The sequence below is a fragment of the Mycolicibacter senuensis genome (assembly GCF_003284925.1).
GTDB lineage: Bacteria > Actinomycetota > Actinomycetes > Mycobacteriales > Mycobacteriaceae > Mycobacterium > Mycobacterium algericum_A.
Genome location: NZ_QMEX01000020.1, coordinates 11,068 through 37,067 on the forward strand (window position 1 = coordinate 11,068; position 26,000 = coordinate 37,067).

The following is a 26,000-nucleotide window of genomic DNA, read 5'->3' on the forward strand; positions in this document are numbered from 1 at the left end:
CGTCCTCAGTTCGGAATCCAGGCCGGCAGCGCTGGACCGCCGTCGGGGGTGGGCAAGGTGTAGGGCGGATAGACCGGCGGCGGTTCCAGCGTCGCCAGCGGGTCGTGGCCCGGGGGCGGTCCGGCGGTGTCGTCACCCGGGGGGCGTGGCGCGTTGCGGGCCCCGCGAATCAGTAGCGACGGGTCGTCATCGGGACAGTAGGTGTAGCGGTACGGGGCAGGGAAGTTCACTGCCGACGGTGGTTTGCGGGGCAGGCCGTAGTCGCAGCGGTGCCGGGGGTAGATGTCGGCGATCACCCAGATGCCGTCGTCGTGCACGGTGCCGGCCAGGCGATCCACCAGTGAGCCGTGATCGGGGCGCCACAGATTCTGCAGGGCCGGCACCCGCAGGTAGAGGATCTGCGACAGGGTGGTCAGGTTGCCCAGCAGCGCATAGACGTTCTCCCGGTTGTCGCCGATGAAACGATCCACCTGGGCCAGTTCGGTGCTGCCGAGGTCGACCAGGGTCCGGAAGCCGCCGTCCATCTTGTTGACGCCGCCGAGGATCTGTTGCAGGTCGTTGCTGGTGGCGCTCAGGCCCGGGGTGACATCGCCGAAGGTGGTGAAGGTGATCCGGGTATTGCGCAGCATGCTGGTGGTCTGGGGCAGGACGCCGTCCAGTGTCGAGGCCAGAAGCACGGTGCCGTCCAACAGCGCGGACAGTTTCTTGGCGCCCTGGGGTCCGACGCGGAGTTCGTCGAAGACGGACGTCAGCTTCTCGGCGTCGATCTGGCCGAGGGCACCGCGGCTGTCATCGATGATCTGCGGCAGCGACACCGGCACGCTGGTCTGGTCCTGGCCGATCAGCGATCCGTTGCTCAGATAGGGCCCGTTGTCGTGTTCGGGGCGGAAGTCGAGGTATTGCTCACCGGCGACCGACAGTCCCGACACCCGTACCCGGGCGTCACGCGGAATGGGGCGATCGGCGCGGATCGCGACGACGGCCTCGGCCCCCGCCGCGGTCAGCTGAACATCGGTTACGCGGCCGATCGGGATACCGCGCAACGTGACATCCTGGTTGACCAGCAGCCCGCCGGACTGCGGGAGCAGCACCCGCACCGAGATCGTCTGCTGCGCCGGGTTGATCCCGACGCCGAAGATGGTCACATAGGCGGCCGCTACCACCGTGGTCAGCGCCAACCCGATGCCGGACAGCAGAATACGTCGCCGATAGCCGAACTGGACCAGCCAGACGGCGAGCCTGGCGATCAGGTCGACCAGATCGAGGAAGGGTCTCATCGCTGCGGTCCGTAGATCCGGGACAGCAACATGTTCCACTCGTAGCGCAGGTCCCCGATCATCAGGTGCCAGTCGGTGCCGTCGGTCCAGTGGAATTCGGGGTCGCCCGGGTAATTCTTGTCGGGCCAGGGAACCAGGGTGATCTTGTTGATCTCCCCTTTGACGTGGGCGGCGGGGCCGTTGAAGGTCTTCATCAGGATGCCCAGGAACCGGTTGAACGGCATCAGCGACAGCTCGGGATCGACCGCGATGTCGTTGAACACCCGCGCCAGCTTGTTGAGATCGGCGCTCACACTGCGGGTGTCGGTGCCCTGCAGCGACGGGAAGCGGGACAGCTGACGGGTGATCCGCGCACCGGTGTCGACCAGCTCGATCAAGTCGGAAGTGTTGTCGGAGATGACGTTGAGGGCCGGGGCCAGCTGGGTCAGGGCGGCGTCGAAGGTGTCCTGGCGGGCCGACATCGCCGCTGCGAGCTCCGAGGATCTGCGCAGCGCGGCGTCCAACTGCTGCGACCGGGCGCTCATCCGGGAGAGCAGGGTCGCGGTCTGGTCCAACAGCAGACCGAGCTTTTCGCCGCGTCCACCGACTGCCTTGCCCGCACCGTTGAGCATGGACACCAGGTGGCGCACCGTTCCGCCGTTGACCAGCATCGCCATCGAGCTGATCAGCTCCTCGATGGTCGGCGCGTTGGCGGTCGATTCCAGCGGCAGGACGGCACCGTTGGCCAGTAGGGGTGCGTCCTCGGGCCGGTTCTTGTCGGGCCAGATCTGGACGAAGATGTCACCCAGCGGGGTGGCCGAGCGCAGTTCGGCGGTGCTGCCGGCATACAGCGGCACGGCCGATTTGATCCGCATCGTGATGTAGGCGTTGAAGTCTTGCGCCCGAATCGATTCGACCTCACCGATCTGCGCGCCGTACAACCGCACCTTGGCCTTCTCGGGAAGATTGAGGGCGTCGGAGAAGACCGCGGTGATGGTGTAGTAGGGCCCTCCGCCGCCGGGTGCCGGCAGCGCCACGCTCTGCAGGTCCAGGCCGCACCCGACGGTCAGCAGTGCGGTCGCGATCGCCAGCGCCGCGCGGCCACCGCGTCTGCACCACGTCAGTCGCCTCATGGCTGCTCACCGATCCCGTCCTGCATCAGATCGAGCATGCTGCCCAGGCCGAAGTCCGGTCCGTAATCCTGCAGCGTCCCGGTCGCGCACGCCAGTTGTTTGAGTCCCATCAAGTTGCAGATCTCTTTGCCGAACTGACTGTTGAACAGGGTCTTGCCCAGCAGCAGGTGCGATCGCAGACTGCCGGCGCCGTCATCGATGACGTTGTAGAAGTTGTCGATGAACAACGGTCCGACATCAAGGATCTCGCGCAGGTCGCGTTCGTTGTCGGTCAGCGTTGTGGCGACCGTGCGGACCCCGGTGAACGCATCCCGCAGCCGTTCTTGGTTGCCCTCCAGCAGCCGCGAGGTCTCGGCGAGCAGCCGATTGATCGTGGCTCCGGTGTTGCCGGCACCGAGGTTCTCCGCGGCCAGGATGTCGCTGAGCTGATGTATGTAGGAGCCGAATTCGCGTAGCGCGGCGTCGTTTCGGGATGCCGCTTCGCTGAGTTCGGCGACATTGGCGATGATCGCCTGAATGGCCTTCTTGCTGTGTGCGCCCTTGTCCGCCCCGACTTGCAGGGCTTCGGAGAGCCGGCCCAGCGTCGCCTTGAGGTCCGGGCCGTTCCCGACGGTGATCTTGGATCCGAGCGCCACGAACTCGCCCAACGGGCCCTGATTGTTCTCGTCGCCGCGCAACGCACTGCCCAGCTTGTGCATCATCGCCAGCGTCCGTTCGAATTCGACCGGGGTGCGGGTGCGTTCCAGGCTCAGCACATCGCCGTTGCGCAGCTTGGGCCCGCCGGTGTAGGCGGGGGTGAGTTCGACGTGGCGGTCGGTGAGCACCGAGGACGAGACGGTCACGGCTTCGACGTCGGCGGGAATATCGACGCTCGCATCGATCGCGAGTGTGACCTCCACGTAGCCGCCCTTGGGGGTGATGCTGGTGACCTCGCCGACGTCCATTCCGAGTACCGAGACGCCGTTGCCGGTGTAGAGGCCGACGGCGTCTTCGAAATGGGCGGTCACCCGGATTTTGTGCAGTGCTATCCGCGGCAGGTCGGGGACCAGTTGCGGTGCGACCGCGGCTCCGGTGACGGCCAATACCAGTGCCGCGGCACCGGCGAGCAGGTAGAGCTTGACGGCGCGGCTCATTGGCAGTCCTTGAAGTACTCGACCAGGTTGAACTGCCGGGCGCGTCCGCTCAGCGCACACATCCAGGAGTCGACGAAGATACCGGCGGGCAGGAAGACATCGGTTGCGTTGCCGCTGCCGGTGGCGTTGGCGAAGTTGCGCAGGGCCACCGGGGTTGATTGCAGGAAGCTGCGCAGCAACGCGTCGTGCTCGGCGGTCATCTGCATGAATTCACTGAAGTCGCGGATCATCTGGTTGACCGCCGCCTCGTCGCCCAGGATCCCGTGGGCGCGATCGACCAGCAGGGTGGCGCTGGCGAACAGCTGTTGTACGGCCGCGCGCCGGGTGGCGATCTCGCGCAGCACGTCGCGGCCCTGCAGGACCAGGGCGCCGAGGTTGGCCCGCTGATCGCGCAGCATGGTGGTGAGTGTTTCGGTGTTGGTCAGCAGTGTGCCGAGTTGCTCGCGGCGGTCGGCGATGATGTCGGCCATCGCCTGCAGGTTGTTCAGCGCCTGGGGCAATTCCTCGGCGACCCCGCCGAGGTTGGCGTTGAGCAGGTTCAGTGAGTCGACGAACCGGTTGGCATCCACGGGCCCCAGGGTGCGTGTCGCCCCGGCGAGGGTGCGCTGCAGATCGTAGGGAACCTCGGTGTGCGCCAGGGAGATCGTGCGGTTCGCCAGCTGCCCGGTGCCCGCCGGTGACAGTTCCAGGTAGCGCGATCCCAGGATGGTGGTCAACTTGATCGCGGCACGGGTGTCGGCGCCCAGTGCGATGGCGCGCTCGACGTTGAATCCGACGACGACGTGGTCACCGGCGAGCTTGACTCGATCAACGGTGCCGACCTTGATGCCGGCGATGGTCACCACGGCGCCCGAGCGGATCTGGGCGGCCTGGGCGAATTCGCCCTGATAGCGGGTCTTCCCGATGCCCAGGCCGGAGTAGACGACGGTGGCCATCAGTACGGCGCCGATGGCGACGATCGCGAACACGCCCATCCAGGGCCGGCTGAAGGACTCAATGGGGCGTTTGAGCGCGACGGGAATCAGGCTCATCGGCACGCCGCCGTGTGCTGGTGGGCGAGACCTTCGCCGGCGGTGGCGGCGCCGACGAATGCCCGGAACCAGTGGAACAGACCGCGCCATAAGCCGAAGTCCAGTTCGCAGGCGTAGACGTCGCTGTAGGTGCCGCTCTGGGTGACCCGGGCCAGCCCCTGCAGAACGTAGGGCAGGTTGGCCGCCATGTAGGCGAACCGTTCGCGGCCGTCGTTGACGCCGTAGTTGAGCAGACCGGGCTCGCGCCCGACGAACTCTTCGAGATCCGGGGCGATGTTGTCGACGATCGTGGACAACCGCGCCATGGTGGCATTGATCGAGCCCACCGAGTCGACCAGCGGTTCGCGGTGGTTCGCCAGCCGCACCATGGTGTCGCGCGACTGACGAATCATTTTCTCCATGTTGGTGCTCTGGTTGGCCAAGTCGGTCATCAGCTGATCGAGGTTGGCGATGAGCGCGCTGAGCACTTCGTCGGGGCCGGCGAAGGTCTCGGCCAACTGCGAGGCCTGGGTGATCAGCGTCAGTATCGATGTCCGATTGCCTTGCAGGGCAAGCACCGTCGCATTGCTGATGTTGTCGACCTGTTCGGGATCCAGCTCGGCGAACAGCGGCTCGAAGCCGTTGAGCATGTAGGAGACATCCAGCGACGGGTTGGTGCGTTCGAGCGGTATCTGGCCGTGATTGGGCAGGATGTCGCGGTTGTCGCCGGGGCCCTGGGCCAGGCCGAGGTAGCGCTGTCCGATGATGCTCTGATAGGTCACCGAGGCAATCGTGTTCTGGTAAAGCTGCTGGCTGCGTTGCACCCGGAACTGCACCTTGGCGGCGGTGCCGTGCAATTGCACCCGGTCGACCCGTCCGACGCGGACGCCGGCGACGCGTACGTCATCGCCCGGGGTCATTCCGGAGGCGTCGCTGAAGATCGCCGAGTAGGTGTAGGTCGGCCCGGTGATGTCGCGGCGCAACGTGTTGTAGACCATCCAGGTGACGGTCAGCGCGAAGGTGGTGAAGATGGCCATGCCGACCACCGACTTGCGACGAGCTCTCATCGGCCACCTTCCGTGGACAGCTGCACGGTGCTGCCGCGCAACAACGGGGCCAGCAACAGCACCGTGGGGGTATCGGCGCGTCCGGTGATGCGGCTGATCTGTTGCTTCTCCTGGGGGCTGCCGACCAGGCCGACGTTGCCGCCGATGACCGCGCCCTGGGGTGCGGCGGCGGGCGCAGGGGCGGGCGGCCCCTGCGGGTCGCCGGGCATCGAGTGCCGGGGCGGCGTGATGTTCGGGCGGTTTTCCGTCATCCCGGGGGTGGGGGAGACGCCCTGGGATTCCAGCGCGGGAAACAGCTCCGGTGCGGTGGGCACCTCCGGGGCGGTGGCGCAGCTCGGCCCGGCCAACTCGCCGTAGCGGGGACAGTCGGCGCGGACGTAGGTGCGACTGGGCGTGAGCGCGATCGCCGCCTTGACCCGCAGCAGGTTGTCGTCCGGATCCCAGATGACGTCGTAGACCCGGTTGGCGAGGTTCTGCAGTTTCGTTGAGACGCCATGGAATTCGTCGACATGATCGGCGATCACCCCGATCGGCGGAGTCAGCGCAGTGGTGATGGTGATCATCCGATCGGCCTGGTTCTCCAGCGCGGCGGCCAGGGTGGTCGCGGTGTCATGCCCGCCGGTCAACAGGCTGGACAGCTGCGGTCCCTTCTCGGCGATGGTCGTCATGGGCCGGATCGATCGGTCCAGCGCGTCGAACAACTCAGGGGAGACGCGATGCAGGCCTTCGGCTGCTGCTGCCAGGGCCGACAGGGTGGTCGGGTCGGTGCCGTCGGTGGCGACCACGGAATTCAGTTGCGCGAGGATCTCGTTGAGATTGTGGCCGGTGTCGGTCAACTCCTTGCCCCGCCCGTGCGTGGCCGTGCCCAGGGCGGCGATCACGCCGACGGTGGTGTCGTCGGGCTTGCGGCCCAGCGGACTGACCAGTTGCCGCAGCTTGTTCAACACGTTCTGGAACAGCACGGTGGGCAGTGACTCGTCCTCGAATACGACCGAGCCGGAACGCAGGTGGTCTGAGCCGGCGCCGTTGTCGACCAACTGGATTGCCGACACCGCGAACAGGTTGGCCGGCACGACGCGGGCGGTCACGGTGTTGGGGATATTGGCGGCATGTTCGGGTTTGAGCACCACGTGAACGTCGTTGGGCAGGCCGTGCGTGGAGGGGGTGATGTCGGCGACCGAACCGACCAGCAGGTCGTGATACTTCACATCGGACCGGGGCGGCAGGCCGTCGCCGATGTTGGACAGCCGCACGTCGATCCGGACCAGGTTGTCCAGCCGTCCTTGGGACTTGGCGACCATCAACGTCGCGGTCGCGACGGCGACGGTGATGAACACCACGCCGAGGGCGAACACCCGCAGGTTGGAGGGTCCGCGGGGGTCGGTGTCGAACGAGTTCGGCATCGGCTAACCCCCGAACCTGGCGCCGGTCTCGACGCCCCACAGCGCCATGGTCATGAACATGTTCACCACGACGACGGCGGTGACGCTGGTGCGCATGGCGCGTCCGGCGGCGACGCCGACGCCGGCTGGGCCGCCCGAGGCGACGAACCCGTAGTAGCTCTGGATGGTCGACGAGACGAACACGAAGACGGTGGCCTTGAACGTCGCGTACAGCACGTCGCGCCCGTTGACGAACAGCGAGAAGTAGTGCAGGTAAGAGCCGTTGGATTGCCCGGAGATCAGGATGACGGAGAACTGGCAGGACAGGTAAGCGATGCCCAGCGCCACCAGGAACAGCGGAACCACCGCGATCACCGACGCGACCGCCCGGGTGGTGACCAGGAACGGGATCGGGTTGATGGCCATGGCTTCCAGCGAGTCGATCTCCTCGTTGATGCGCATCGCGCCGAGCTGGGCGGTGAACCGGCAGCCGGCTTGGGCGATGAACGCCATTCCGACCATGATCGGGGCGAGTTCTCTGGTGGTGGCGAACGAGGAGATCAGCCCGGTGGCCGGTCCCAGGCCGAGCAGGTCCAATACGTTGTAGCCCTCGACGGCGACCAGCGCACCGGCGATCGCCCCCAGCGCCAGCGCGACGGCGATGGTGCCGCCGCCCACCACGATCGACCCGTTGCCCCAGGCGATGTCCGAGAGCAACCGCAGCATCTCGCGCCGGTAATGCCGCAGCATCGCCGGTATGGCGGTCAGGGTGCGCCCGAAGAAGTGCACCAGATGCCCGGCGCGGGCCACCGCCAGGAAGGTTCCGTGGGCCGACCCGGCGATCGGGCGTAGCCCGGGGAGCTGAAAAGCACTGGGAATGACCATCTTTTACAGTGCCTGCCTCGGGAACAGGATGACGTAGAGCTGGCTCATCAAGACATTGACGAACATCAGCAGCAGGATGGACTCGACGACCGCGGCGTTCACCGAGTTGGCGACCCCGGCCGGCCCGCCGTGGCTGGCCAGGCCCTTCTGGCAGCTCACGATCGCGACGATGATCCCGAAGACGATGGATTTGGCGAACGCCAGCCACATGTCGCCGACATCGGAGAATGACGAGAAGGTGGCGATGAACGAGCCCGCGGTCCCGTTCTGCAGGAACACGTTGAAGATGTAGCCGGCGACGTAGCCGACGAAAAACGTGATGCCGGTGAGCAGCACACCGACGGTCATCAGGGCGGCCAGCCGCGGCACCACCAGGCGCCGCACCGGCGATACCCCCATGACCTCCATCGCCTGGATCTCTTCGCGCATGGTCCGCGACCCCAGGTCGGCGCAGACCGCGGATCCGACGGCCACGGCCAACAGCATCGCGGCGACCAGGGGGGCGGCCTGGCGGATGATCACCAGGCCGGTGGCCGCGCCGGCGAGCGAGGATGCCCCGACCTGCCCGGCCAGCACACTGAACTGGATCGAGAGCGTCACGCCTACCGGGATGGTGACGAAAACGGTTGGCAGGAAGGCGGCGCCGGCCACAAACGCGGTTTGGTCGATGAATTCACCGACCAGGAAGCGTCCGCGGAACAGGTCGACGAACAGATACTGGATCGCTCGAACGCCCAGCACCACCTGGCTGCCGCCGGTGCCCAGCGACGCGATCGGATGGTTCTTCACGTACTGCAGGAGCCAGTCGACCACGGCCCGCAGACCGGGCCGGCCGGCCAGTTGTGCATCGGCGATTCGGATCAACCGGCGCGTGGCGTCTGATGCGGTCATCGGGATCACTGCATGCAGACGTCGGAGAACAACAGCACCGGCCACGACACGATCGACCCGAGGAAGGACACCGCCAGGTCCACACCTTGCATCTCGTGCAGGTGCGCGGTGTGGGTCAACGACCAGATCAGGCCGACGATCAGGTAGGGCGTGCCGACGATCAGGCCCAGGCCGATGAGTTCCCCGACGCTCATCCGGTAGCTGAGCAGTCGACCTATGCCGTCGACGATTCCAGGCATCCGACTCTCCCGATTCTTCGATGTCCCGTCCGCGGGCGGGGGTGTGATGCAGGACGCACGCGGTGCTGCGGGTGCAGCATGACACAGCGGGCGAGTGGCGGGCAAGCAAAAAGTTAATTTGGGTTCCACTTTGTGCGGCCTCCAGGTAATCTGCTGCTGCGGTGGTCGGCTCGAGCGGCTGGGTGGTCGCAGGACGTGCAGGCGGTCCCGATAGTGCTGTTACCAGTGGATATCGTGGACCCTCGACGTCAGGTCGGAGGAGCGGCGCAGACCGCCGGGCAACGGCGCCGGGCCAGCGTCGAGGGGCTAATTGTTAATTTCAATTACGCTTCACTTTCGGCTTGACCGGGTGTTGGGGACCCGCCAGCGGTTGCCGGATGATGCCGATTTGGCGCCTGGCCCGCCCGTTGGGTACCCTCGTAGACACCGACGCGGGGTGGAGCAGCTCGGTAGCTCGCTGGGCTCATAACCCAGAGGTCGCAGGTTCGAATCCTGTCCCCGCTACTAGTTGAGAACGGCCCCCGGAGAACGCTCCGGGGGCCGTTTTCCATGGGCTGCCCAGCTAAGCCCCGCTGCGGCGGCCCTAATGCTCGGTGGCCATGTCGGCCGTAACGCGCGCCACTGCGAGTCGCATGATTGCGGCGGTGGAAGACGTGGCGCTCCTGGCAGCCGGTCGCAGAACGGGCGTTCCGAACCGATTCCGTCGTGAGTTCGGTCTGAGGTCGCGGCGGAAGACGGCGGCACGGAATGGCCCAAGGCAGCGGACCATCCGAGCGGCCGGTCGCTACCCGGGGATGAGGATGCGCTGCAGGAACGCGATCTGATCCTTGACGACCCGCTCATGCCACCCGGCGCCGGGATACACGTCGAAGTGGTCGCAGGGGTAGTGGTGGACCACCGCCCTCATCCGCGTCGCCGCCACGGTCGCCGCTTCCGGCGGGGCGATCCGGTCCTGATCGCCGACCTGCACGAGGGCCGGGCAGCGCACCCGGCTGGCGCTCGCAACCGGCCGGTATGCACCCATCACCATCACCAGTCGTGCGGCGAACTCGTTGCGCCAGGTCGGCCCGGCGATGCGGATCATCCCCTCGAGGGCCCCCGCGGCGCTGAGGCCGGCCACCTCCCCGGGTGCGGCCACGACCGGGATGAGTACGGGCGGGCGGCCGAGCAACTTCGCCATGACGTCACGCGCGCCGCGAGCCATCACTCGCATGATGTGGCGCGGCCCGAGCGTCCGCAGCATGTGGGTCACCACTGCCAGTCCGTCGGTCGCGGGCGTCAGCGAGATGACCCCGGCCAGCTTCGGGTCCGCTGCCGCGACCCGGATGACGTGCCCGCCGGACAGCGACACTCCCCACGCCACGATCCGCGCCGCATCCACGCCGTCGACTCGCCGCGCGTAGTCGACCACCGCGTGGTAGTCGGCGATCTGCCGATCGATGGAAATCAATTGCCTTGGCTGACCTGATGATTCGGCGAAGTGCCGGTAGTCGAACGTGACGACGTCAGTGCCCGCTGCGGTAAGCGCCGTGGCGAACTCGAACAACCCACAGTCCTTGGTCGCGCCGAGGCCGTGGGCCATCACGACGCAGGGGCGTCCGGCCGGACCGGACAACGCGTCCGTCGTCGCGGGGAAGTGTCTCGCCGCGATGATCTCACCGGCGACCGGGATTTGCATTCGGGCCGATGTCATGGTGCGGCCGCTCCGAAAAGCGCTGTGTGCCAGACGTGGATGATCGCTTCGCGAAGCGGGCCGGTGGCCTCCGGTCCGTCGTCGGACCGGACGTGGCGGTCGAGGACCCGTTCGTTCATCGAGATCAGCGAGTGGGCGAGTGCCCCGGCGTCGGGAATGTCGATGGTGGGCTGGGTGGTGATGAAGTCGCAGACGAACTCCTCGTAGCGCTGCAGCCACTGGTCCCAGATCGTCCGTGCCTCGGGGTCGTAGTCGCGGGCGTCGAGCATCGCCCGGAACAGGGTCCGGTGGGTGTGCCACGACTCGAAGGTCCGCATCATTGCGTCGGTGACGGAGGCGCGCGGGTCACCGCCACCTGCGAGGGTGCCCCCGATCGCGAAGACGTCGTCGTGGAAGATGTTGCTCAGCAGTTCGGTGACGGCTTCATGCTTGCCGGCGAAGTAGAAATAGAACGCCGGCCGCTTCAGACCCGCTGCCCGTGCCACCTCGGCGATGCTGATCTCGGCCAGCGATTGGGTCTGCAACAGCTTCTCGAAAGCCTCCAGAAGCCGCTGCCTGCTCTGGTCGCCGCGCGGTTGCGGCCGGCGCGCGTTGCGTCGCGACGTCTGCGTCGTCTCAGGCGGCACCGGCGGCCTCGCGGGCCCGACCGGCCAGCTGTACCGGTCCCAGCTTCTCGACACGCCGCCGCCCGGCGGGCAGTTCACGCTTGCGCATATCGCGCTCGTAGTCCCAGTAGTCCACCTGCTGGGTGTGCCGTGGTTTGTCGGCGAAGTGCCCGACGTACTTGCGTTCGTCGGCGGCGATGACGCGCTTCATCTCGGCCTCGGACGGGGGCCGGTAGGTGCCGGCCAGATACGCCGCGGCCAACCGGGCCTGGCACTCCACGAACGGGAACAGCGTGGGGACCGCCTGGGCGAATCCGATGAACAGCAGGTCGTCGATGCCCGGTTTGAGGATTCGCTTGTAGAGCGGCAGCCGGTTGTCCGGGGCCTCGATGAAGGTGCGGTCGAAGAACGGGAACGTGATGTTGTATCCCGTCGCATAGATGATGACGTCCGCTTCGACGGAGGTACCGTCGACGAATCTCACCGAACTGCCGTCCAGGCGTTCGATATTCGGCTTCGCGGTCGCATCGCCCGATCCCAGCCGCATGAGGAGTTCGGCGGACTGGGTGGGGTGCGCCTCAAGGAAGCGATGGTTGGGTTTGGGCAGGCCGTAGCTCTGTGGATCACCGAACATCAACCGTGCGAAGGGCTGCATCGCCCGGCGCTGCCACGACAGCGGGATCACCGGCAGCGAGCGCGCGACCTGGTCGGCGGTCTTGCCGAAGATGTACTTGGGTACCACCCAGGCGCCCGAGCGGGTGGAGAGATAAACCGTGTTGCGCCAGGACTTCTGGGAAAGCTCGGAAACCAGGTCCGCGGCCGAGTTGCCGATGCCGACGACGACGATGCGTTTGCCGCGCAGATCGAGCGGTTCGGTGGGATCGATGTACTGGTGGGCGTGGATGCTCTCACCGGTGAACTCGCCCGGGAAGTCAGGCGTGCGCGGATCCCAGTGATGACCGTTGGCGACGACCAGGGCGTCGTACCGCCGGGTCTGTCCGTCCGCGGTGTCGAGTTCCCAGCCCCCTTGGGGCAGGCGTCGTGCGTGGCTGACCCCGTTCTGGAACTGGATGCGCTTCAACAGGCCGAAGGTGTCGGCGTAGTCGTCCAGGTACTCCTTGATCTGGGAGTGATGCGGGAAGTCGGGGAGGTCGTCGCGCATCGGGAAGTCGCGAAATGACAGGCACTCGCGCGAGGTGTCGATGTGCAGGGACCGGTAGGCACTGGAGTGGCCGTTCGGGTTGCGGAACGCCCAATTTCCGCCGATCCGGTCGGATGAGTCGAAGCAGTCGTACTCGACCCCGGCGTCAGCGAGGTTCTTGCCCGTGGTCAAACCGCTGATGCCCGCCCCGATGATCGCCACCGTTGGAGATGAAGCCATGATTGCCACCGTTCTGTGAACTAGGACACAGCACAGATTACTCATTTTCTGACACTTGTCAAAAAATGGCCTCTCCCGCAGCGGCGCGCGGTGAGGGGAAGGCGGGCCGGTGACAATCATCCGAGCTTGGCGCTGACCTCCGTCGGCCGCCGCCTCCGGCCACCATCGAGCGCAACCTTCACACCAGCCACGGCGCGACCAACGTCATCGCCCCCATCACCGCCAGCCCGATCACGAACGCCACCGCCGTGAACCCCATCACCTGACGGACATTGAGCTTGGCGATGGCCAGCAGCGGCAGCAGCCAGAACGGCTGGATCATGTTCGCCACGCCCTCGCCGACGGCGACGGCCATGGAGATCAACCCGAGATAGGCCGGTGAGTGCTGGCCGATCGCCAGCGCCGAGTCGACCGCGATCGGGCCCTGTACCGCCCAGTGGCCGCCGCCGGAGGGCACGAACAGGCTGATGATCACCGAACCGAGGAACGTCAGGAACGGCAGCGTGTACGGCGTGGCGCCGTTCACCAGCATCTGGGCCAGCACGGTCTGCAGCGGCGTGGAGCCTTCGGCGCCTTGATACGCCAGCAGGCCGATCAGGCCACCGTAGAGCGGGTATTGCAGCAGCAGCGGGCCGGAGACCTTCGCGGCAGCGGTGAAGGACCGGATGAAGCGGATCGGCGTGCCGTGCAGCAGGGCGGCGGTGATGGTGAACAGCATGATCATCGAGGCGATATTGAGCGCGAAACCACTCACCACGAAATACGTCATGCCCGCGGCGAACACGAGCACGTTGAGGATCCACTGGTTTTCCAGCCATTCGGCGAACGTCGTGCTGGTCTGCGGCTCGACGAGCGGATCGTCGTCGTCGAAGACTGCGGGATCCGGCGCCAGGCGCTCGGACGGCTCCATCCGCCACACCGCGAGCGCGAGCAGCGCCAGCACGATCATCACCGACAGCCAGCTATAGGGCTGGAAGACGGTGTGGCGCAACGGCACGCTGAATCCGACGGTCTTGTGGATCACGTTGATCGGGCTGCCGGGATCGGTGTTGGCCAGCGCGATCGACGATGACAGCCCCTGCGTCCAGACGATGAAGCCCATGAACGCCGCGGCGATCAGGTACCCGAAGTGCGAGTCGGGGAACCGTCGCGCGACCTGGCGGGCGACCAGCGCACCGGCGACCAGTCCAAGGCCCCAGTTCAGCAGGGACAGCACGGCGCTCACGGTGAAACACAGCAGCGCGCCCTGCGTCTGGTTGCGCGGTGTCGCCGCGATGCGGATGGTGGCCCGCTTGAGCACCGGCGCCTCGGCCAGCGTGTAACCGGTCACCAGGATCAGCACCATCTGGAAGGCGAAGGTGAAGATGTTCTCCGGGCCCCACACCCCGCTGTACCAGGCAGTCAGCATGCCGTGAGCCGACGCTCCGCGTACCAGCACGGCGACCAGGCCGGCAACGATGAGCGTCAGTATCACCGCGAACAGATACGGGTCGGGCATCAGACGCTCGACGTAGCGCACGCTCAGTCCGGTGAGCGCCTGCATGGCGCCCCGACGGTTGGCCCGCCGCGCCGAGCTCGTCGTCATCGCATAGTGGCGTGCAGGGCGTCGGTCATCGCCTCGATGGCGGCCTCGCGGTCCAGCGGCCAACCGTCGACCAGCCACAGATGCATGAAGGAGTCGACCATGGTGTACATCATCGCGATGGCCAGCCGCAGCTGGTCCTCGGTGGCACCGGGCATCGCGTCAGCCTCGATCCACTCGGTGACGTTGGCCTCCATGGTGGCCCGGTGCGCCGCGGCGAACTCCGGATCGGCTGCTCGCGCCTGGTGCAGTGCGGTGTAGAGCTGCGGTGCGGAGGTGTAGAAGTCGACCACCTTCTCGAAGAAGGCCTTGATCGAGGGCCGTCCCGATCGGCCGCCGCGCGGCGCGTCCTGCTGAGACCACACGGTCATGCGGGTGTTGCGCAGCTCGCGAAGCACCGCCGCCTTGGAGTCGAAGTGAAGGTAGAACGTCGCCCGCCCGATACCGGCGCGGCGCACGATGTCGTCGATGGTCACCGCGACGTAGCCACGTTCGGCGAACGCCTCCAGTGCGGCGGTCATGATGTGCTCGCGGGTCATGATGCGGTGCCGGTCACGCATCGTGAGTTTCGGTGCAGCGGACGTCATTCCAGCACCACCCCCTCCAACTGGCCTGTGGAGCGCCACTTCTCGAGCATGTCGAAGAAGTCGACGGGCTTGCCGCCGAAGTTCGTCGACAGCATGCCGTGCGGATTCTCCTTGTCGCCTTCGGAGCTGAGGTAACTCGGTGTGCACTCGGCGTAGAAGGCCTTGGGCTTCTCCGAGGCGGCGTCCATCGCGGCCAGCCACTGGTCCTCCGCGGCCCGGGTGGCCTCGATGGTGTTCGCGCCGCGCCGCACGAACGTGCCGACCAGATAGGCGAAATGCCGGGCCCGTTCCTCGGCGGTATGGGTGTAGTTGGGGGAGACCCCGGACTGGGTGTAGCCGAGGAAGAAACAGTTCGGGAAGCCGTGGGTCTGCAGGCCGTGCAACGTCCGCATGCCCTTGGCCCACTTGTCGCTCAACCGCACCTCATCACGGCCCACGATCTCGAAGCCGAGCCGGCGGGTGAACTCGGTGCCCACTTCGAAGCCGGTGGCGAACACCAGGGCGTCGAGCTCGTATTCGATCCCGTCGACGACGACGGCGGTCTCTGTGAATCGTTCGACGCCGCGCCCGTCGGTGTCGACCAGGGTGACGTTGTCCCGGTTAAACGTATCGAGGTACTGGTCGTGGTAGCCGGGGCGCTTGCAGTTCAGCCGGTACCACGGCTTGAGTGCTTCGGCGGTCTTGCGGTCGTGGACGGTGTCGTCGATCCGCTTGCGCAGCCGCTCCATCGCCTCGTAGTCGGCGCGGAACAGGAAGTCGGCGATCTCCTGCGGCGTCATCTCCCGGCCCAGACGCCGGGTTTCGCGGACCACCGCGGACTCGCTCAGCTCGAGCGCCTTCTGGGTCCAGCCGTCGTCCGTCATGTCCAGATCCATCTCCACACCGCAGGTGACGCGGGTGAAGTTCTCCATGCGCTCGCGCTGCCATCCGGGCTTTAGGCCGGCCGCCCACTGCGGATCGGTGGGCCGGTTGCCCCGCACCGAAACGGTGCTCGGGGTCCGCTGGAAGACATAGAGATGCCGGGCCCACTCGCCCAGATGCGGGATGCACTGCAGCCCCGTCGAACCGGTGCCGATGACACCGACACGCTTGTCGATCAGGTTGGTGAGCCCACCGGATTCGTCGCCACCGGTGTAGCCGAAGTCCCAGCGGCTGGTGTGGAAGGTGTGTCCGCGGAACTCGTTGATGCCGGCAATGCCCGGCAGCTTCGGGCGGGTGAGCGACCCGGGCGAGACGGCGACCAGCGTCGCGGTGAACGCGTCGCCGCGGTCGGTGGTGATCTGCCAGTTTTTGCCGGCCTCGTCCCAGCGCAGGCCGGTGACGGTGGTGCCCAGCAGGGCGTTCTCGTAGAGGCCGTAGTGCTTGGCGATGTTCTGCAGGTGTTCGCGGATCTCCGGGCCGTGCGCGTAGCGCTCGGTGGGAACGTAGTCCAACTCTTCGAGCAACGGCAGATAGATGTAGGACTCGACGTCGCACTGCACGCCCGGATAGCGGTTCCAATACCAGGTGCCGCCGAAATCGCCGGCGGTGTCGACCATCCGGATGTCGTCGATGCCGGCTTCTTGTAACCGCGCGGCAGCGATCAGGCTGCCCAGGCCGGCGCCGATGATCGCCACCTGGACGTGATCGCGCACCGGGTCCCGTTCGACTCGCTCGGTCCACGGGTCGTCGGCATAGTGCGAGAAATCGGCTGTGACCTCGATGAACTGGTTGACCGCGTCGGGCCGCATCCGCTTGTCGCGTTCGAGCGCGTACTTGGCGCGCACCCACTCGGCGTCGTACTGCGCCGGCTGAGGCCCCAGGGAGCCAACCGTGTCTGGCATCTCGTCGTGCTCCTCGCGCCCGTGCCATCTCGCGGGACATAGTGTCCAGTGAACAGGCTAGCCGATATCTTGCCAGACACGACGTATACGGGCTCGCCTCGGGCGGCCGGCGTCGGGTCAGAGTCGCTGCGCGGCGAACCGTGCCGCCTGGCCGACCATGCCGTTGGCCGGGTACGTGGCATGGGCGATGTTCGGTGGCCCGCCGGGAGCGCCATTGCAGATGGTGTCGCCGGGCGCGCACAGTTCGATGGTCTTGGGCGCATACAGCGGGCCGATCGTGACCGGGGGTGCGCCGTAGCCGCGGAGGAAGTCTTCGGACGGCAGGCCGAGCAGGGCCACCGCGGCAACGTGATCGGCCACCTCCGGCGGCATCGGCGAGGGCACGTAGCCCAGGAACTCCGCGGGCACCTCCTTGGGAACCGACGGCGAGGTGACGAAACCGGTGACGACGGCGCCCTGCGAGAAGCCGCCGAGCACCATCTTGGTGCCGGGACAGCGCGCCGCGGTCGCCTGAATGTGGTCGGCCTCGTCGCGGATCCCGTCGACGACGGTCCGGGCGAAGTCGATGCCCGCACCGAAATCGCCGCTGGCGGCGTAGTTGACCGGGTAGACCTCGACCGACCTGCCGCCGGCTTCGGCGCGCAACGCGTCGACGAACGCCTGCCCGACGCCGCCGACCCCGGGCGGCTCACCGGTTCCGCGGGCGAACACCACCTCCACGTCCGGGCACGGCTGCGCCGATGCCGCCGCAGCCGGGTGCAGCAGCATCGCCCCGATGGTCAGCAGCATCGCGCCGAGGCAGCGTGCCGCAGTACGTGGCCACTCGGCCTGATTACGAATGGTGTCCATCACTGTCCTCGCTGGCTGGTGTCGTCTGGAATCCCTGCCCGATGCGGGTACCCAGGTCCAGGCTGCGGGAAGCAGCGAATCATCCGGTCGGCGCGGGGCGTTATTCCCGCAGCCGCAACACCACCTTGCCCTTCGCGGTGCGGTTCTCCAACGCCGCCAGCGCATCAGCGGCATCGTCGAGGGCAAACACCTCGGGTTGCGGCGCCGACACCGCCCCCGAGGCCAACAGCTGCTCCAGGGTGCCCCACTGCCGCTGCAGCTCGCCGGGATGCGACATCACCCACGCCCCCCACCCGACGCCGACCACGTCGATGTTGTTCAGCAGCAGCCGGTTCACCTTCACCGTGGGAATCTCACCGCCGGTGAACCCCACCACCAGCAGTTTTCCGCCGGGCGTCAACGACCGCAGCGAGTCGGTGAACCGGTCACCGCCGACCGGGTCGAGGATCAGATCCACCCCTTTGCCGCCGGTCAACTCGGCCACCGCGCCGCGGAAGCCGTCGGCCAACACGGTGTCGGTGGCGCCGGCGGCCCGGGCCACCTCGGCTTTGGCCTCGGTGGAGACCACGGCGATCACCCGCGATGCCCCCAGCGGCCCCGCCAGCCGCAGCGTCGAGGTGCCGATGCCGCCGGCGGCGCCGTGCACCAGCACCGTGGCGCCCTGCGACAGCTTGCCGCGGGTGGTCAATGCGAACAGCACGGTGAGGTCGTTGAACAGCAGTCCGGCGCCGGCCTCGAACGACACCACGTCAGGCAGCTTGAACACCTGCTCGGCGGGCAGTGCGATCACCTGCGCCATTGCGCCGTTGAGCATGGTCAGCGCCGCCACCCGGTCCCCGGCGCGGACATGCGCGCCCGCCGGGGCGCTGCGCACCACCCCGGCGGCCTCTCCGCCCGGCACGAACGGCAGGTCGGGTTTGTGCTGGTAGAGCCCGCGGGACTGCAGCACATCGGGGAAGGCCACCCCGGCGGCGTGCACGTCGATGACGACCATGTCGTCGCCGGACGGCTCGTCGAGATCGACCACCCGGGCGGCTGCCGGTCCGTCGAGCTGGGATATCTGTACCGCGCGCATGGGCGACCTCCGTATGTAGTGGCTGAGGAAAAACCTAAACCACCTCGGCGTAGACTCGCGATGCGGCAGCGTTGCCGCCCTTTCGATGAGGTGGCGATGAGTGCTCTGAGTTCTCCGGGGTCCCACAGGCGCCGAGGCGCCGGCACCTTCCCGTCGGCGTTACCGCCCGCTCGCACCATGGCGGTTCGGGCCGCCGACGGAACCAAGCTCCACACCCAGGTGTTCGGCCCGGCAGACGGATACCCGATCGTGCTGGCACACGGCATCACCTGCGCCATTCGGGTTTGGGGAAACCAGATCGCCGAGCTGGCCAAGGACTACCGGGTGATCGCCTATGACCATCGCGGCCACGGCAGCAGCGGGGTGCCCAAGCGCGGTGGATACACGCTGACGCATCTGGCATCCGACCTGGATTCGGTGCTGGAGGCCACGCTGGCGCCCGGTGAGCGCGCCGTGATCGCCGGGCATTCGATGGGCGGCATCGCGATCAGCGCCTGGTCGGACCGCTATCGCCACCGGGTCGAGGAACGCGCCGACGCGGTGGCGCTGATCAACACCACCACCGGCAACCTGCTCGCCGAAGTCGACCTGTTCGCGGTGGCGCCACCGCTGCAGCGGGCGCGCGTGCAGGCGGCACGCCGGGCGCTGCTGACGTTCGGCAGTGTCCCGATCGTCGGGCCGGCGAACTTGGCGGTCCGGCGATTCGTGCACATGCTCGCCGTCGGCGGCGAGGCCGATCCCGCTGTCACGTCATTGATCTGCGACCTGTTCGCCCACACCCCGCCGGTCGGCCGCGGCCACTGGGTGCGGACCCTCGTGGACTCGCTCGGCTACTCGTCCTACCTCAGCCTCGACGGGCTGACAGTGCCCACCCTGGTGGTTGGCAGCACCCGTGATCGGCTGCTGCCTATGGTGGCGTCGCGGCGCATCGCCGACCTGACGCCCAACCTCACGAAGTTCGTCGAGGTCGCCGGGGGACACTGCTCGATCCTCGAGCACCCCGCCGTGGTGAATCGCGAGCTTCGCGACCTGGCCGAGCTGGTCAGCGGATCGGCGGGCGGCATGACGGCCGACCGCGGAATCATCTCCTGACGGCGTTGAAGGTCCTCACGGCGCTGAGCGGGCTGACCGGTGTCGCCGACCAGGCCCGCGCGTTGCGCGCCGCCGGGGTGAGCGGCGTCTTCACCTTCGAGGGCCCGCACGACGTGTTCGCACCGCTGACGCTGGCGGCCGGTGTCGGCGGCCTGGACCTGATGACCAACGTCGCGATCGCCTTCCCGCGCAACCCGATCCACCTCGCCCACCAGGCTAATGACCACCAGCTGCTCAGCGGCGGACGGTTCATCCTGGGGCTGGGCACCCAGGTGCGCGCGCAGATCGAGAAGCGGTTCGGTGCGGCCTTCGACCGTCCGGTGGACCGCATGGTCGAGCTGGTCGGTGCGCTTCGGGCCATCTTCGAGGCCTGGCAGACCGGCGCCCGCTTGGACTTTCGGGGTCACTACTACCGGCACACGTTGATGACGCCGACGTTCAGCCCGGGGCCGAACCCGTACGGCGCCCCGCCGATCTACGTCGGCGCCCTGGGGCCGCGGCTGACCCGGGCCGCCGCCGAACATGCCGATGGACTGCTGGTGATGCCGTTCTCCACCAAGCGATTCCTGCACCGCAACACCATGGCCGCGGTCCGCGACGGGCTGGCACAAGCGGGGCGCGCACGAGAAGACTTCGCAGTGGTGCCCGAAATCATCGTGGCCACCGGCGCCACCGACGCCGAGCGAGAGGCCGCCGAAGCCGCCACCCGGATGCTGCTCGGTTTCTATGCGTCCACACCCGCATACGCCCCGGTGTTGGCCGCCCACGGCTGGGAAGCGCTGCAACCCGAACTCAACGCGTTGTCCAAGCAGGGGCAGTGGGCGCAGTTGGGGGCAGCGATCACCGACGAGATCCTGCACACCATCGCCGCATGCGGCACGCCGGCGCAGGTAGCCGCGCGCATCCGCGACCGGGTCGACGGCATCTCCGAGACGGTCTGCGTCTACCAGGCCGCGCCGATCGCGCCGGCGTTGATCGGCGAGATCGTCGATGGCCTGGCCTGATCGCGCACAGTGGGGCCATGGCGTTGAGGGTGCGGGGCCGGCGCCGCAGAGTTACGGCGCCATGGTGACCCAGTCGGGGAATCCCGTCGGGTCGTGGCGGCCCAGCACGCCGTGCTCGAAGAGTCCCCAACCCTCCACCGGGGCGTTGGCGTCGCCCTCGCGGCACACCGCACGCCCGACGTGGTCGATCATCCCGAAGCTGGTGCGCGCGATGACCGCCGGATCGGTCATGTCGTAGGTCAGCCGCTCGCTGAACTTCTCGCCCTTCCATTCCCCGTGCAGCCAGTCGCTGTCGCCGCCGTATCCGCCACCGACGTGAATCGGCACTGGCAGTTTGGATTCCACCTCGAAGACCACCGGGGTGCCGTCCGGCCGGGTCGCCTCGATGGTGGCACCGGTCGCGATGCGGGTGCCGGAACGGTAGCGGGCGGTCACCCGCGGCCAGCCCAGCTGCTCGACGCGGCCATCGCGCCAGATCCTGGTGCAGTCGTTGAGTGAGCGGAAGCCGTCGGGCTCCTCCTGGATGATCATCACCACCGCGAAATCGTCGAACGCCATCGGTACATACAGCCACCACATGCCGTCGAACGGCGGGTCGGCGGGCCGGCCTGCCGGTTCGCGCTCGCCGACCGGTCGGATACCCCAGGACCGGTCGCGCGACCCGATCCACACCGACGGGTCGACGGTGATCTGCTCGCCGTCGATCACGATCTGCCCGCTCCAGGAACCCAGCTGGGCGAAGCGCTGCGCGTCCAGCGTCACCCGGTTACCGGACCGCAGGATGTGCGGCTGTTCCTGCACGGCGTCGAACAGCCCCTGCCAGCGCAGGTCGAGCGCGATACCCTCGGTCTCCTCAAGGATCACTCGCAGCGAGCGCAGCGGATCGGTGACCTCGATGCGGTAGCCCCCGACGTGCTGGTTGAGCCGATCCTGATCGATGGCATCCGACAGGTGCACCGCGGTCTGGGTGTCGCCCCGCCGTACCAGGACGAACGCGTCTTTGACGCCGAGGTTGGGGTAGTAGCCGCAGCCGGTGATCACGAAGATGTCCCCGGTGCGGTCATGGGCGTTGAGGTAGCAGCGATCGTAGAAGTTGCGATCCGAGGAACCCGGCCAGGCGATCGGTTGCGGCAGTTGGTGAACCGGGTATTCGTCGAGTGGTCCCAGCATCAGTTCTGTTCTCCGATCAGCTTTTTCAGCAACCCTGCGTGGTAGAAGAGGGATTCGGGGTCCGCGGGCCGTTCCATCTCGCCGAAGTGCACCCGGCGGGCCCCGGTACGCATGAACACGATCGCCCACATCAGGCCGGCGTAGACGTAGAACCAGTGCAGGTCCCCCAGCTCGATGCCGGTGAGCCGCTGGTAGCTGGCCCGCACGTCGTCTTCGCGCAGCACCTGCGGCAGCCCCGGCAGCCCGGCCAGCCCGGCGAGTTCCTCGAAGACGCGGTGCGCGAAGATCACCCACGACACGTCCAGCTCGCGCGGCCCCAGCGCCACCATCTCCCAGTCCAGCACGGCGACCGGGCGGAAGTCGCGGTAGAGCACGTTGCCGATCCGGGAGTCGCCCCAGCACAGCACCGTCTCGCCGGCGGCGACCTCGGCCGGCCAGTGTGCCTCCAGCCAGGCGATGGTGCGGTCCAGCAGCGCCGAGCGCCCGATGTCGGGCACCGCGAACTCATACCACTGCCGCACGCGGTCGAAGTGCCGGCGCAGCGCGGTGTCGTCGGTGGACCCGTCGTCGTCCTCGTCGAGGAAGCCGAATTGCCCGGTGGCGTCCGGAATCGCGTGCAGCTTGGCCAGCACCTCGACGGTGGTGTCCTGCAGGGTCCGTTGCTGTTCGGTGGTGGCGTCGGCGAACCAGTTGCCGCCGAAGGTGTAGGGCATGACATCGGGGGGGACCTCGCCGTCGACGCGGTCCATCAGAAAGAACGGCCGGCCCAGCACCTCGCCGGTGGCTTCGATCCAGCGGACCTTGGGCACCGGGACGTCGGTGAGCTCGCCGACCCGCCGCATGACCTCGAACTGGTGGTCCAGCCGGTAGGCCGGAAACACCGGGACGTCTTCGTCGCTGGGCGCCACCCGCATGACCCAGCGTTGCTCGAGCGGCGCCCCCTGCTGGGCCCAGCGGCCGGTGAGCATGATGGTCTCCGACGACATGCCGTTGGTGTCGACCCCGCTTTCGACGGTGATCTCCGGCGTGGCGCCGTCGGGCAACTGCGTCGCAAGCCAGCGAGACATTACCGTGGGCAAGGTGGTGACATCGCGGCTGGAACGTTGGATCCGGCCGACGTCTCTTTCCACGGTCGGTTGGTCGGCCACGGTTGCGTCCTCCGTCACAGAAAATTACGATACGACAGGTAGCGTTATGAAAGCAGAAGCTTCACCGGTTGACAAGGGATCCGGTGCCGGGCGGCCCCGCGATCCCCGTATCGACGCTGCCATATTGAAGGCCGCCGCGGAACTGGTTGTCGAGGTCGGATATTCGAACCTGAGCCTGGCCGCCGTCGCGGAACGGGCCGGGACGACCAAAACCGCGCTGTACCGCCGGTGGCCCAGCAAGGCCGAACTGGTGCACGAGGCCGTGCTCTCGGTGCCCCCGAGTGCGGTGACGGCGCCACCGGGGGATGTGGCCGGTGACCTCCGGGCGATGATGGCCGGCGCGCGCGAGGCGCTGACCAATCCGGTGGTGCGGGCCGCGCTGCCCGGCCTGATCGCCGACATGGCGACCAACGCCGAGCTCACCGCACGGGCCCTGGAACGATTCGCGGACCTGTTCGAGGTGATGCGCGCCTGGGTGGCCGACGCGGTGGCCCGCGGTGATGCACGAGCAGATGTGGACCCCGACCGGCTCGTCGAACTGATCGGCGGGGCAACGCTGTTGGCCATGTTCCTGCGGCCCGACGACCAACTCGGTGGTGACTGGGTGCAGCAGACCGCCGACATCCTCGCTCACGGCGTGATGGCCTAGCCGATGTCCGGATTCCCCGAACCGCTGCCCTTCCCGGCCGACTGGACATCGCTGCTGGTGCTGGTGCCTCATCCCGACGATCCCGAGTATGGGATGGCCGCCGCGGTGGCCAAGTGGACCGCGGCGGGCAAGACCGTCCGCTACGCGCTGGCCTGCCGCGGCGAGGCCGGTATCGAGGGAATGCCACCGCAGCAGGCCGGGCCGCTCCGGGAGGCCGAGCAGCGGCGGGCGGCGGCCATCGTGGGTGTGCATCCGGATGAGGGCGTCGACTTCTGGGACTTCCCCGACAGCGATATCCGTAACACGCCGGAGTTGCGCGCCAAGATCGCCGCGGTGATCACCGAGGTCCGGCCCGAGGTGGTGGTGAGCATCTACGGCGGCGCGCAGTTCGGCCCGGACGCCCCCAACCAACGCGACCACATCGAATTCGCCGCCGCGGTCACCGACGTCTGGGACACGCTGGACAAGCCGCCGCGTTGGCTGTTCCAGAACGGGCCGGAACCCACCCACGTCGAGGCCGTGGACGGCTACCTCGACGCCGCGATAGACGCCCTGGCCGCGCACGAGGTCTACCTGTCTGTGCTCGATCCCGACACCCCGGTGCGCGAGCAGGCGCGCGCGGTGATCGACATGACGACACCGGCGCAGCACGGCGCGCGGGTGGCCGGGTTCAGTCTGCAACGGACCACGGCCGCATGAGCCGGCCGGTACTGCGGATCGGTGTGCTCGGCGCCGCGCGGATCGCCCCGGTGGCACTGCTCAAACCCGCTGCCGACAACCCCGAGGTGGTGGTGAGCGCGGTCGCCGCGCGTGACCCCGGTCGGGCGCGTGCGTTCGCCGCCAAGCACGGTATCGGCCGGGTCCACGACAGCTATGAGGCGCTGATCGCCGACCCGGAGGTCGATGCGGTCTACAACCCGCTGCCCAACAACCTGCACGGGCGGTGGACGCGGGCGGCGCTGGCCGCCGAAAAGCACGTGCTGTGCGAGAAGCCGTTCACCGCCAATGCCGACGAGGCCCGCGAGATCGCGGCGGTCACGGCCAAAACCGACCGGGTGGTGATGGAGGCGTTCCACTACCGCTATCACCCGATGACGTTGCGCATCGAGGAGATCATCGCCTCGGGGGAGTTGGGAACGCTGCGGCGGGTGGAGGCCGCGCTGAGCTTCCCGCTGCCCCGGTTCTCCGACATCCGCTACGACATCTCGCTGGCCGGCGGGGCGCTGATGGACGCCGGCTGTTACCCGGTGCACATGGTCCGCACCTTTGGCGGGGCGACGCCGGAAGTGATTTCCGCGCAGGCGAAACTGCGCGACCCGCAGGTCGACCGGGCCATGACCGCGCAGTTGCGGTTCCCGGCTGGGCACACCGGGGCGATTCGCTGCTCGCTGTGGTCGTCGAACCTGCTGCAGGTCAGCGCCCGCGTGATCGGCGATCGCGGCGAGCTGCGGGCGCTCAACCCGCTGATGCCGCAGTACTTTCACCGGCTGCGGGTCCGCTCGGAGCAGGGCGGGCGCGTCGAGCGTTTCCCCCACCGGGCGTCGTATGCCTATCAGCTCGATGCGTTCGCCGACGCCGTGCTGCGCGGCGCGCCGGTGCCCACCACGCCGGAGGACGCGATCGAGAACATGACCGTCATCGACGCGATCTACACCGCTGCGGGCCTTGCGGTGCGGCAACCCAGCTGAGCGGCGGAACGACTTCCGGCTCGGGCTTCTTCAGGCGTCGTGGCCCGCTTCGATGTCGTCGACGTCGGAGAATGCCAGTAGGCCGCCGGTGTGCGGAGGGGCGTACCCGGCGATCGGTTCCAGCAGATAACCCAGGTGGTCGCCGAGTTCGATACGGCTCAGCGTCTTTCCGACGAACCATGCCGGCGCGTCGTCGAGAATCGGCATGCCGGCCGGGCCGCTGTGCCAGGAGCAGTGCTCGAATTTGTCGATGTCATCGCCGGTTCGGCCGCCGAAAAGCCGGGCGAGCTCAATGTCACCGCGCGACAGCACATGGACGGCCAAATGGTCGGATCGGGCCGCGACCCCGAAGGTGTGGTTGCGTTCGGACACCCCGACCAGAAACCTCGGTGGCGCCAGGCTGGTCTGGGTGGCGAACCCGACCAGACAGCCCGAGGCATGACCGTCGGCCGCAGTGGTCACCACGAACATGGTGTAGTCCAGCATCGCGACCAGTCGCTGAAACGATTCGTCGTCCACCCGTCCATGATGGACCCGCTGATGCCGGCGCGCCCGCGAACCGCCGCTCGGGCCCGCTTCGATGGTGGATCGCGGCTAGGGAAACACCAGCCGGAAGATGTCGAGCAGCACCAGCACGCGACCGCCGTGACGTTGCTGC

25 protein-coding genes and 1 tRNA gene are annotated in these 26,000 nt (G+C 67.6%); 6 read left to right on the forward strand and 20 right to left on the reverse strand.

From position 1 onward, the window contains the following. Positions 1–5: 5 nt before the first annotated feature. The 9 genes from DQP56_RS08060 to DQP56_RS08100 are packed head-to-tail and all read right to left on the reverse strand — an operon-like array spanning position 6 to position 8,996. Positions 6–1,277 (reverse strand): MlaD family protein, encoded by a 1,272-nt coding sequence (locus DQP56_RS08060; protein WP_112684439.1) that lies wholly within the window; start codon positions 1,275–1,277, stop codon positions 6–8. Further along, entirely contained in the window at positions 1,274–2,389 is a 1,116-nt protein-coding gene (locus DQP56_RS08065; RefSeq protein ID WP_112684440.1) for an MCE family protein, read from the reverse strand. Before DQP56_RS08065 ends, DQP56_RS08060 begins: the two co-directional genes overlap by 4 nt. Beyond that, a complete protein-coding gene (locus DQP56_RS08070; protein WP_112684441.1) occupies positions 2,386–3,522 on the reverse strand; it encodes an MCE family protein in 1,137 nt (378 codons plus the stop codon). The genes DQP56_RS08065 and DQP56_RS08070 overlap by 4 nt, the downstream gene beginning before the upstream one ends. Further along, complete coding sequence (locus DQP56_RS08075; protein ID WP_112684442.1) at positions 3,519–4,553, reverse strand: MlaD family protein; 1,035 nt, start codon at positions 4,551–4,553, stop codon at positions 3,519–3,521. The genes DQP56_RS08070 and DQP56_RS08075 overlap by 4 nt, the downstream gene beginning before the upstream one ends. After that, the gene (locus DQP56_RS08080) at positions 4,550–5,599 is read right to left on the reverse strand and encodes an MlaD family protein (RefSeq protein WP_234825557.1); all 1,050 of its coding nucleotides are present in this window, start codon (positions 5,597–5,599) and stop codon (positions 4,550–4,552) included. Before DQP56_RS08080 ends, DQP56_RS08075 begins: the two co-directional genes overlap by 4 nt. Next, positions 5,596–7,002, reverse strand: a complete 1,407-nt coding sequence (locus DQP56_RS08085; RefSeq protein ID WP_112684444.1) for an MlaD family protein — start codon at positions 7,000–7,002, stop codon at positions 5,596–5,598. The genes DQP56_RS08080 and DQP56_RS08085 overlap by 4 nt, the downstream gene beginning before the upstream one ends. A gap of 3 nt (positions 7,003–7,005) precedes the next feature. Continuing rightward, positions 7,006–7,866, reverse strand: coding sequence for an ABC transporter permease (locus DQP56_RS08090; RefSeq protein WP_407663406.1), 861 nt, complete (start codon positions 7,864–7,866; stop codon positions 7,006–7,008). Positions 7,867–7,869: 3 nt separating this feature from the next. After that, positions 7,870–8,766, reverse strand: coding sequence for an MlaE family ABC transporter permease (locus tag DQP56_RS08095; protein WP_112684445.1), 897 nt, complete (start codon positions 8,764–8,766; stop codon positions 7,870–7,872). Then, positions 8,763–8,996: a hypothetical protein gene (locus tag DQP56_RS08100; protein WP_112684446.1), complete on the reverse strand. Its 234-nt coding sequence runs from the start codon at positions 8,994–8,996 to the stop codon at positions 8,763–8,765. The genes DQP56_RS08095 and DQP56_RS08100 overlap by 4 nt, the downstream gene beginning before the upstream one ends. A 430-nt stretch (positions 8,997–9,426) precedes the next feature. Between DQP56_RS08100 and DQP56_RS08105 the strand changes: the two genes are divergently transcribed. Beyond that, positions 9,427–9,500, forward strand: a tRNA-Met gene (locus tag DQP56_RS08105). Positions 9,501–9,780: 280 nt separating this feature from the next. On the opposite strand, the gene DQP56_RS08110 is transcribed toward DQP56_RS08105, so the two are convergent. From DQP56_RS08110 to DQP56_RS08145, 8 genes are all read right to left on the reverse strand, one after another. Then, positions 9,781–10,689: an alpha/beta hydrolase gene (locus DQP56_RS08110; RefSeq protein ID WP_112684447.1), complete on the reverse strand. Its 909-nt coding sequence runs from the start codon at positions 10,687–10,689 to the stop codon at positions 9,781–9,783. After that, positions 10,686–11,315: a TetR/AcrR family transcriptional regulator gene (locus DQP56_RS08115; RefSeq protein ID WP_112684448.1), complete on the reverse strand. Its 630-nt coding sequence runs from the start codon at positions 11,313–11,315 to the stop codon at positions 10,686–10,688. The genes DQP56_RS08110 and DQP56_RS08115 overlap by 4 nt, the downstream gene beginning before the upstream one ends. Then, positions 11,305–12,675, reverse strand: a complete 1,371-nt coding sequence (locus tag DQP56_RS08120) for a flavin-containing monooxygenase (protein ID WP_112684449.1) — start codon at positions 12,673–12,675, stop codon at positions 11,305–11,307. Before DQP56_RS08120 ends, DQP56_RS08115 begins: the two co-directional genes overlap by 11 nt. A 178-nt stretch (positions 12,676–12,853) precedes the next feature. Further along, entirely contained in the window at positions 12,854–14,260 is a 1,407-nt protein-coding gene (locus DQP56_RS08125) for a TIGR00366 family protein (RefSeq protein WP_112684450.1), read from the reverse strand. Further along, positions 14,257–14,844: a TetR/AcrR family transcriptional regulator gene (locus tag DQP56_RS08130; RefSeq protein WP_112684451.1), complete on the reverse strand. Its 588-nt coding sequence runs from the start codon at positions 14,842–14,844 to the stop codon at positions 14,257–14,259. The genes DQP56_RS08125 and DQP56_RS08130 overlap by 4 nt, the downstream gene beginning before the upstream one ends. Further along, positions 14,841–16,667, reverse strand: a complete 1,827-nt coding sequence (locus tag DQP56_RS08135; protein ID WP_112684452.1) for a flavin-containing monooxygenase — start codon at positions 16,665–16,667, stop codon at positions 14,841–14,843. The genes DQP56_RS08130 and DQP56_RS08135 overlap by 4 nt, the downstream gene beginning before the upstream one ends. A gap of 117 nt (positions 16,668–16,784) precedes the next feature. Then, on the reverse strand, positions 16,785–17,516 hold the full coding sequence (locus DQP56_RS08140) for a cutinase family protein (RefSeq protein WP_435673832.1): 732 nt from the start codon (positions 17,514–17,516) through the stop codon (positions 16,785–16,787). A 100-nt stretch (positions 17,517–17,616) separates the two neighbouring features. Continuing rightward, the gene (locus DQP56_RS08145) at positions 17,617–18,591 is read right to left on the reverse strand and encodes an NADPH:quinone oxidoreductase family protein (protein WP_112684454.1); all 975 of its coding nucleotides are present in this window, start codon (positions 18,589–18,591) and stop codon (positions 17,617–17,619) included. A 177-nt stretch (positions 18,592–18,768) separates the two neighbouring features. Here DQP56_RS08145 and DQP56_RS08150 point away from each other — a divergent pair, with 177 nt between their 5' ends. Together DQP56_RS08150 and DQP56_RS08155 are read left to right on the forward strand one after the other, a co-directional pair. Continuing rightward, complete coding sequence (locus tag DQP56_RS08150; protein WP_112684455.1) at positions 18,769–19,683, forward strand: alpha/beta fold hydrolase; 915 nt, start codon at positions 18,769–18,771, stop codon at positions 19,681–19,683. 5 nt (positions 19,684–19,688) lie between these two features. Beyond that, complete coding sequence (locus DQP56_RS08155) at positions 19,689–20,687, forward strand: TIGR03617 family F420-dependent LLM class oxidoreductase (RefSeq protein ID WP_112684456.1); 999 nt, start codon at positions 19,689–19,691, stop codon at positions 20,685–20,687. A 51-nt stretch (positions 20,688–20,738) separates the two neighbouring features. On the opposite strand, the gene DQP56_RS08160 is transcribed toward DQP56_RS08155, so the two are convergent. Together DQP56_RS08160 and DQP56_RS08165 are read right to left on the reverse strand one after the other, a co-directional pair. After that, a complete protein-coding gene (locus DQP56_RS08160; RefSeq protein WP_112684457.1) occupies positions 20,739–21,857 on the reverse strand; it encodes an Rv3169 family protein in 1,119 nt (372 codons plus the stop codon). After that, the gene (locus DQP56_RS08165; protein WP_435673833.1) at positions 21,857–23,023 is read right to left on the reverse strand and encodes a phosphotransferase family protein; all 1,167 of its coding nucleotides are present in this window, start codon (positions 23,021–23,023) and stop codon (positions 21,857–21,859) included. The genes DQP56_RS08160 and DQP56_RS08165 overlap by 1 nt, the downstream gene beginning before the upstream one ends. A gap of 28 nt (positions 23,024–23,051) precedes the next feature. On the opposite strand from DQP56_RS08165, the gene DQP56_RS08170 reads away from it, so the two are divergent. From DQP56_RS08170 to DQP56_RS08180, 3 genes are read left to right on the forward strand one after another with little or no spacing between them, the layout of a single operon-like run. Continuing rightward, on the forward strand, positions 23,052–23,654 hold the full coding sequence (locus tag DQP56_RS08170; protein ID WP_112684458.1) for a TetR/AcrR family transcriptional regulator: 603 nt from the start codon (positions 23,052–23,054) through the stop codon (positions 23,652–23,654). 3 nt (positions 23,655–23,657) lie between these two features. Then, on the forward strand, positions 23,658–24,353 hold the full coding sequence (locus DQP56_RS08175) for a PIG-L deacetylase family protein (protein ID WP_013829806.1): 696 nt from the start codon (positions 23,658–23,660) through the stop codon (positions 24,351–24,353). Continuing rightward, on the forward strand, positions 24,350–25,342 hold the full coding sequence (locus tag DQP56_RS08180) for a Gfo/Idh/MocA family protein (RefSeq protein ID WP_112684459.1): 993 nt from the start codon (positions 24,350–24,352) through the stop codon (positions 25,340–25,342). The genes DQP56_RS08175 and DQP56_RS08180 overlap by 4 nt, the downstream gene beginning before the upstream one ends. Before the next feature lie 30 nt (positions 25,343–25,372). On the opposite strand, the gene DQP56_RS08185 is transcribed toward DQP56_RS08180, so the two are convergent. Next, positions 25,373–25,861, reverse strand: a complete 489-nt coding sequence (locus DQP56_RS08185; RefSeq protein WP_013829804.1) for a flavin reductase family protein — start codon at positions 25,859–25,861, stop codon at positions 25,373–25,375. Positions 25,862–26,000: the final 139 nt, after the last annotated feature.

Bases quoted from the DNA above. Each gene is read 5' to 3' on its own strand.
- DQP56_RS08060 (WP_112684439.1), bottom strand. From the start codon at position 1,277: ATGAGACCCTTCCTCGATCTGGTCGACCTGATCGCCAGGCTCGCCGTC.
- DQP56_RS08065 (WP_112684440.1), bottom strand. From the start codon at position 2,389: ATGAGGCGACTGACGTGGTGCAGACGCGGTGGCCGCGCGGCGCTGGCG.
- DQP56_RS08070 (WP_112684441.1), bottom strand. From the start codon at position 3,522: ATGAGCCGCGCCGTCAAGCTCTACCTGCTCGCCGGTGCCGCGGCACTG.
- DQP56_RS08075 (WP_112684442.1), bottom strand. From the start codon at position 4,553: ATGAGCCTGATTCCCGTCGCGCTCAAACGCCCCATTGAGTCCTTCAGC.
- DQP56_RS08080 (WP_234825557.1), bottom strand. From the start codon at position 5,599: ATGAGAGCTCGTCGCAAGTCGGTGGTCGGCATGGCCATCTTCACCACC.
- DQP56_RS08085 (WP_112684444.1), bottom strand. From the start codon at position 7,002: ATGCCGAACTCGTTCGACACCGACCCCCGCGGACCCTCCAACCTGCGG.
- DQP56_RS08090 (WP_407663406.1), bottom strand. From the start codon at position 7,866: ATGGTCATTCCCAGTGCTTTTCAGCTCCCCGGGCTACGCCCGATCGCC.
- DQP56_RS08100 (WP_112684446.1), bottom strand. From the start codon at position 8,996: ATGCCTGGAATCGTCGACGGCATAGGTCGACTGCTCAGCTACCGGATG.
- DQP56_RS08110 (WP_112684447.1), bottom strand. From the start codon at position 10,689: ATGACATCGGCCCGAATGCAAATCCCGGTCGCCGGTGAGATCATCGCG.
- DQP56_RS08120 (WP_112684449.1), bottom strand. From the start codon at position 12,675: ATGGCTTCATCTCCAACGGTGGCGATCATCGGGGCGGGCATCAGCGGT.
- DQP56_RS08125 (WP_112684450.1), bottom strand. From the start codon at position 14,260: ATGACGACGAGCTCGGCGCGGCGGGCCAACCGTCGGGGCGCCATGCAG.
- DQP56_RS08130 (WP_112684451.1), bottom strand. From the start codon at position 14,844: ATGACGTCCGCTGCACCGAAACTCACGATGCGTGACCGGCACCGCATC.
- DQP56_RS08135 (WP_112684452.1), bottom strand. From the start codon at position 16,667: ATGCCAGACACGGTTGGCTCCCTGGGGCCTCAGCCGGCGCAGTACGAC.
- DQP56_RS08140 (WP_435673832.1), bottom strand. From the start codon at position 17,516: ATGGACACCATTCGTAATCAGGCCGAGTGGCCACGTACTGCGGCACGC.
- DQP56_RS08145 (WP_112684454.1), bottom strand. From the start codon at position 18,591: ATGCGCGCGGTACAGATATCCCAGCTCGACGGACCGGCAGCCGCCCGG.
- DQP56_RS08150 (WP_112684455.1), top strand. From the start codon at position 18,769: ATGGCGGTTCGGGCCGCCGACGGAACCAAGCTCCACACCCAGGTGTTC.
- DQP56_RS08160 (WP_112684457.1), bottom strand. From the start codon at position 21,857: ATGCTGGGACCACTCGACGAATACCCGGTTCACCAACTGCCGCAACCG.
- DQP56_RS08170 (WP_112684458.1), top strand. From the start codon at position 23,052: ATGAAAGCAGAAGCTTCACCGGTTGACAAGGGATCCGGTGCCGGGCGG.
- DQP56_RS08175 (WP_013829806.1), top strand. From the start codon at position 23,658: ATGTCCGGATTCCCCGAACCGCTGCCCTTCCCGGCCGACTGGACATCG.
- DQP56_RS08180 (WP_112684459.1), top strand. From the start codon at position 24,350: ATGAGCCGGCCGGTACTGCGGATCGGTGTGCTCGGCGCCGCGCGGATC.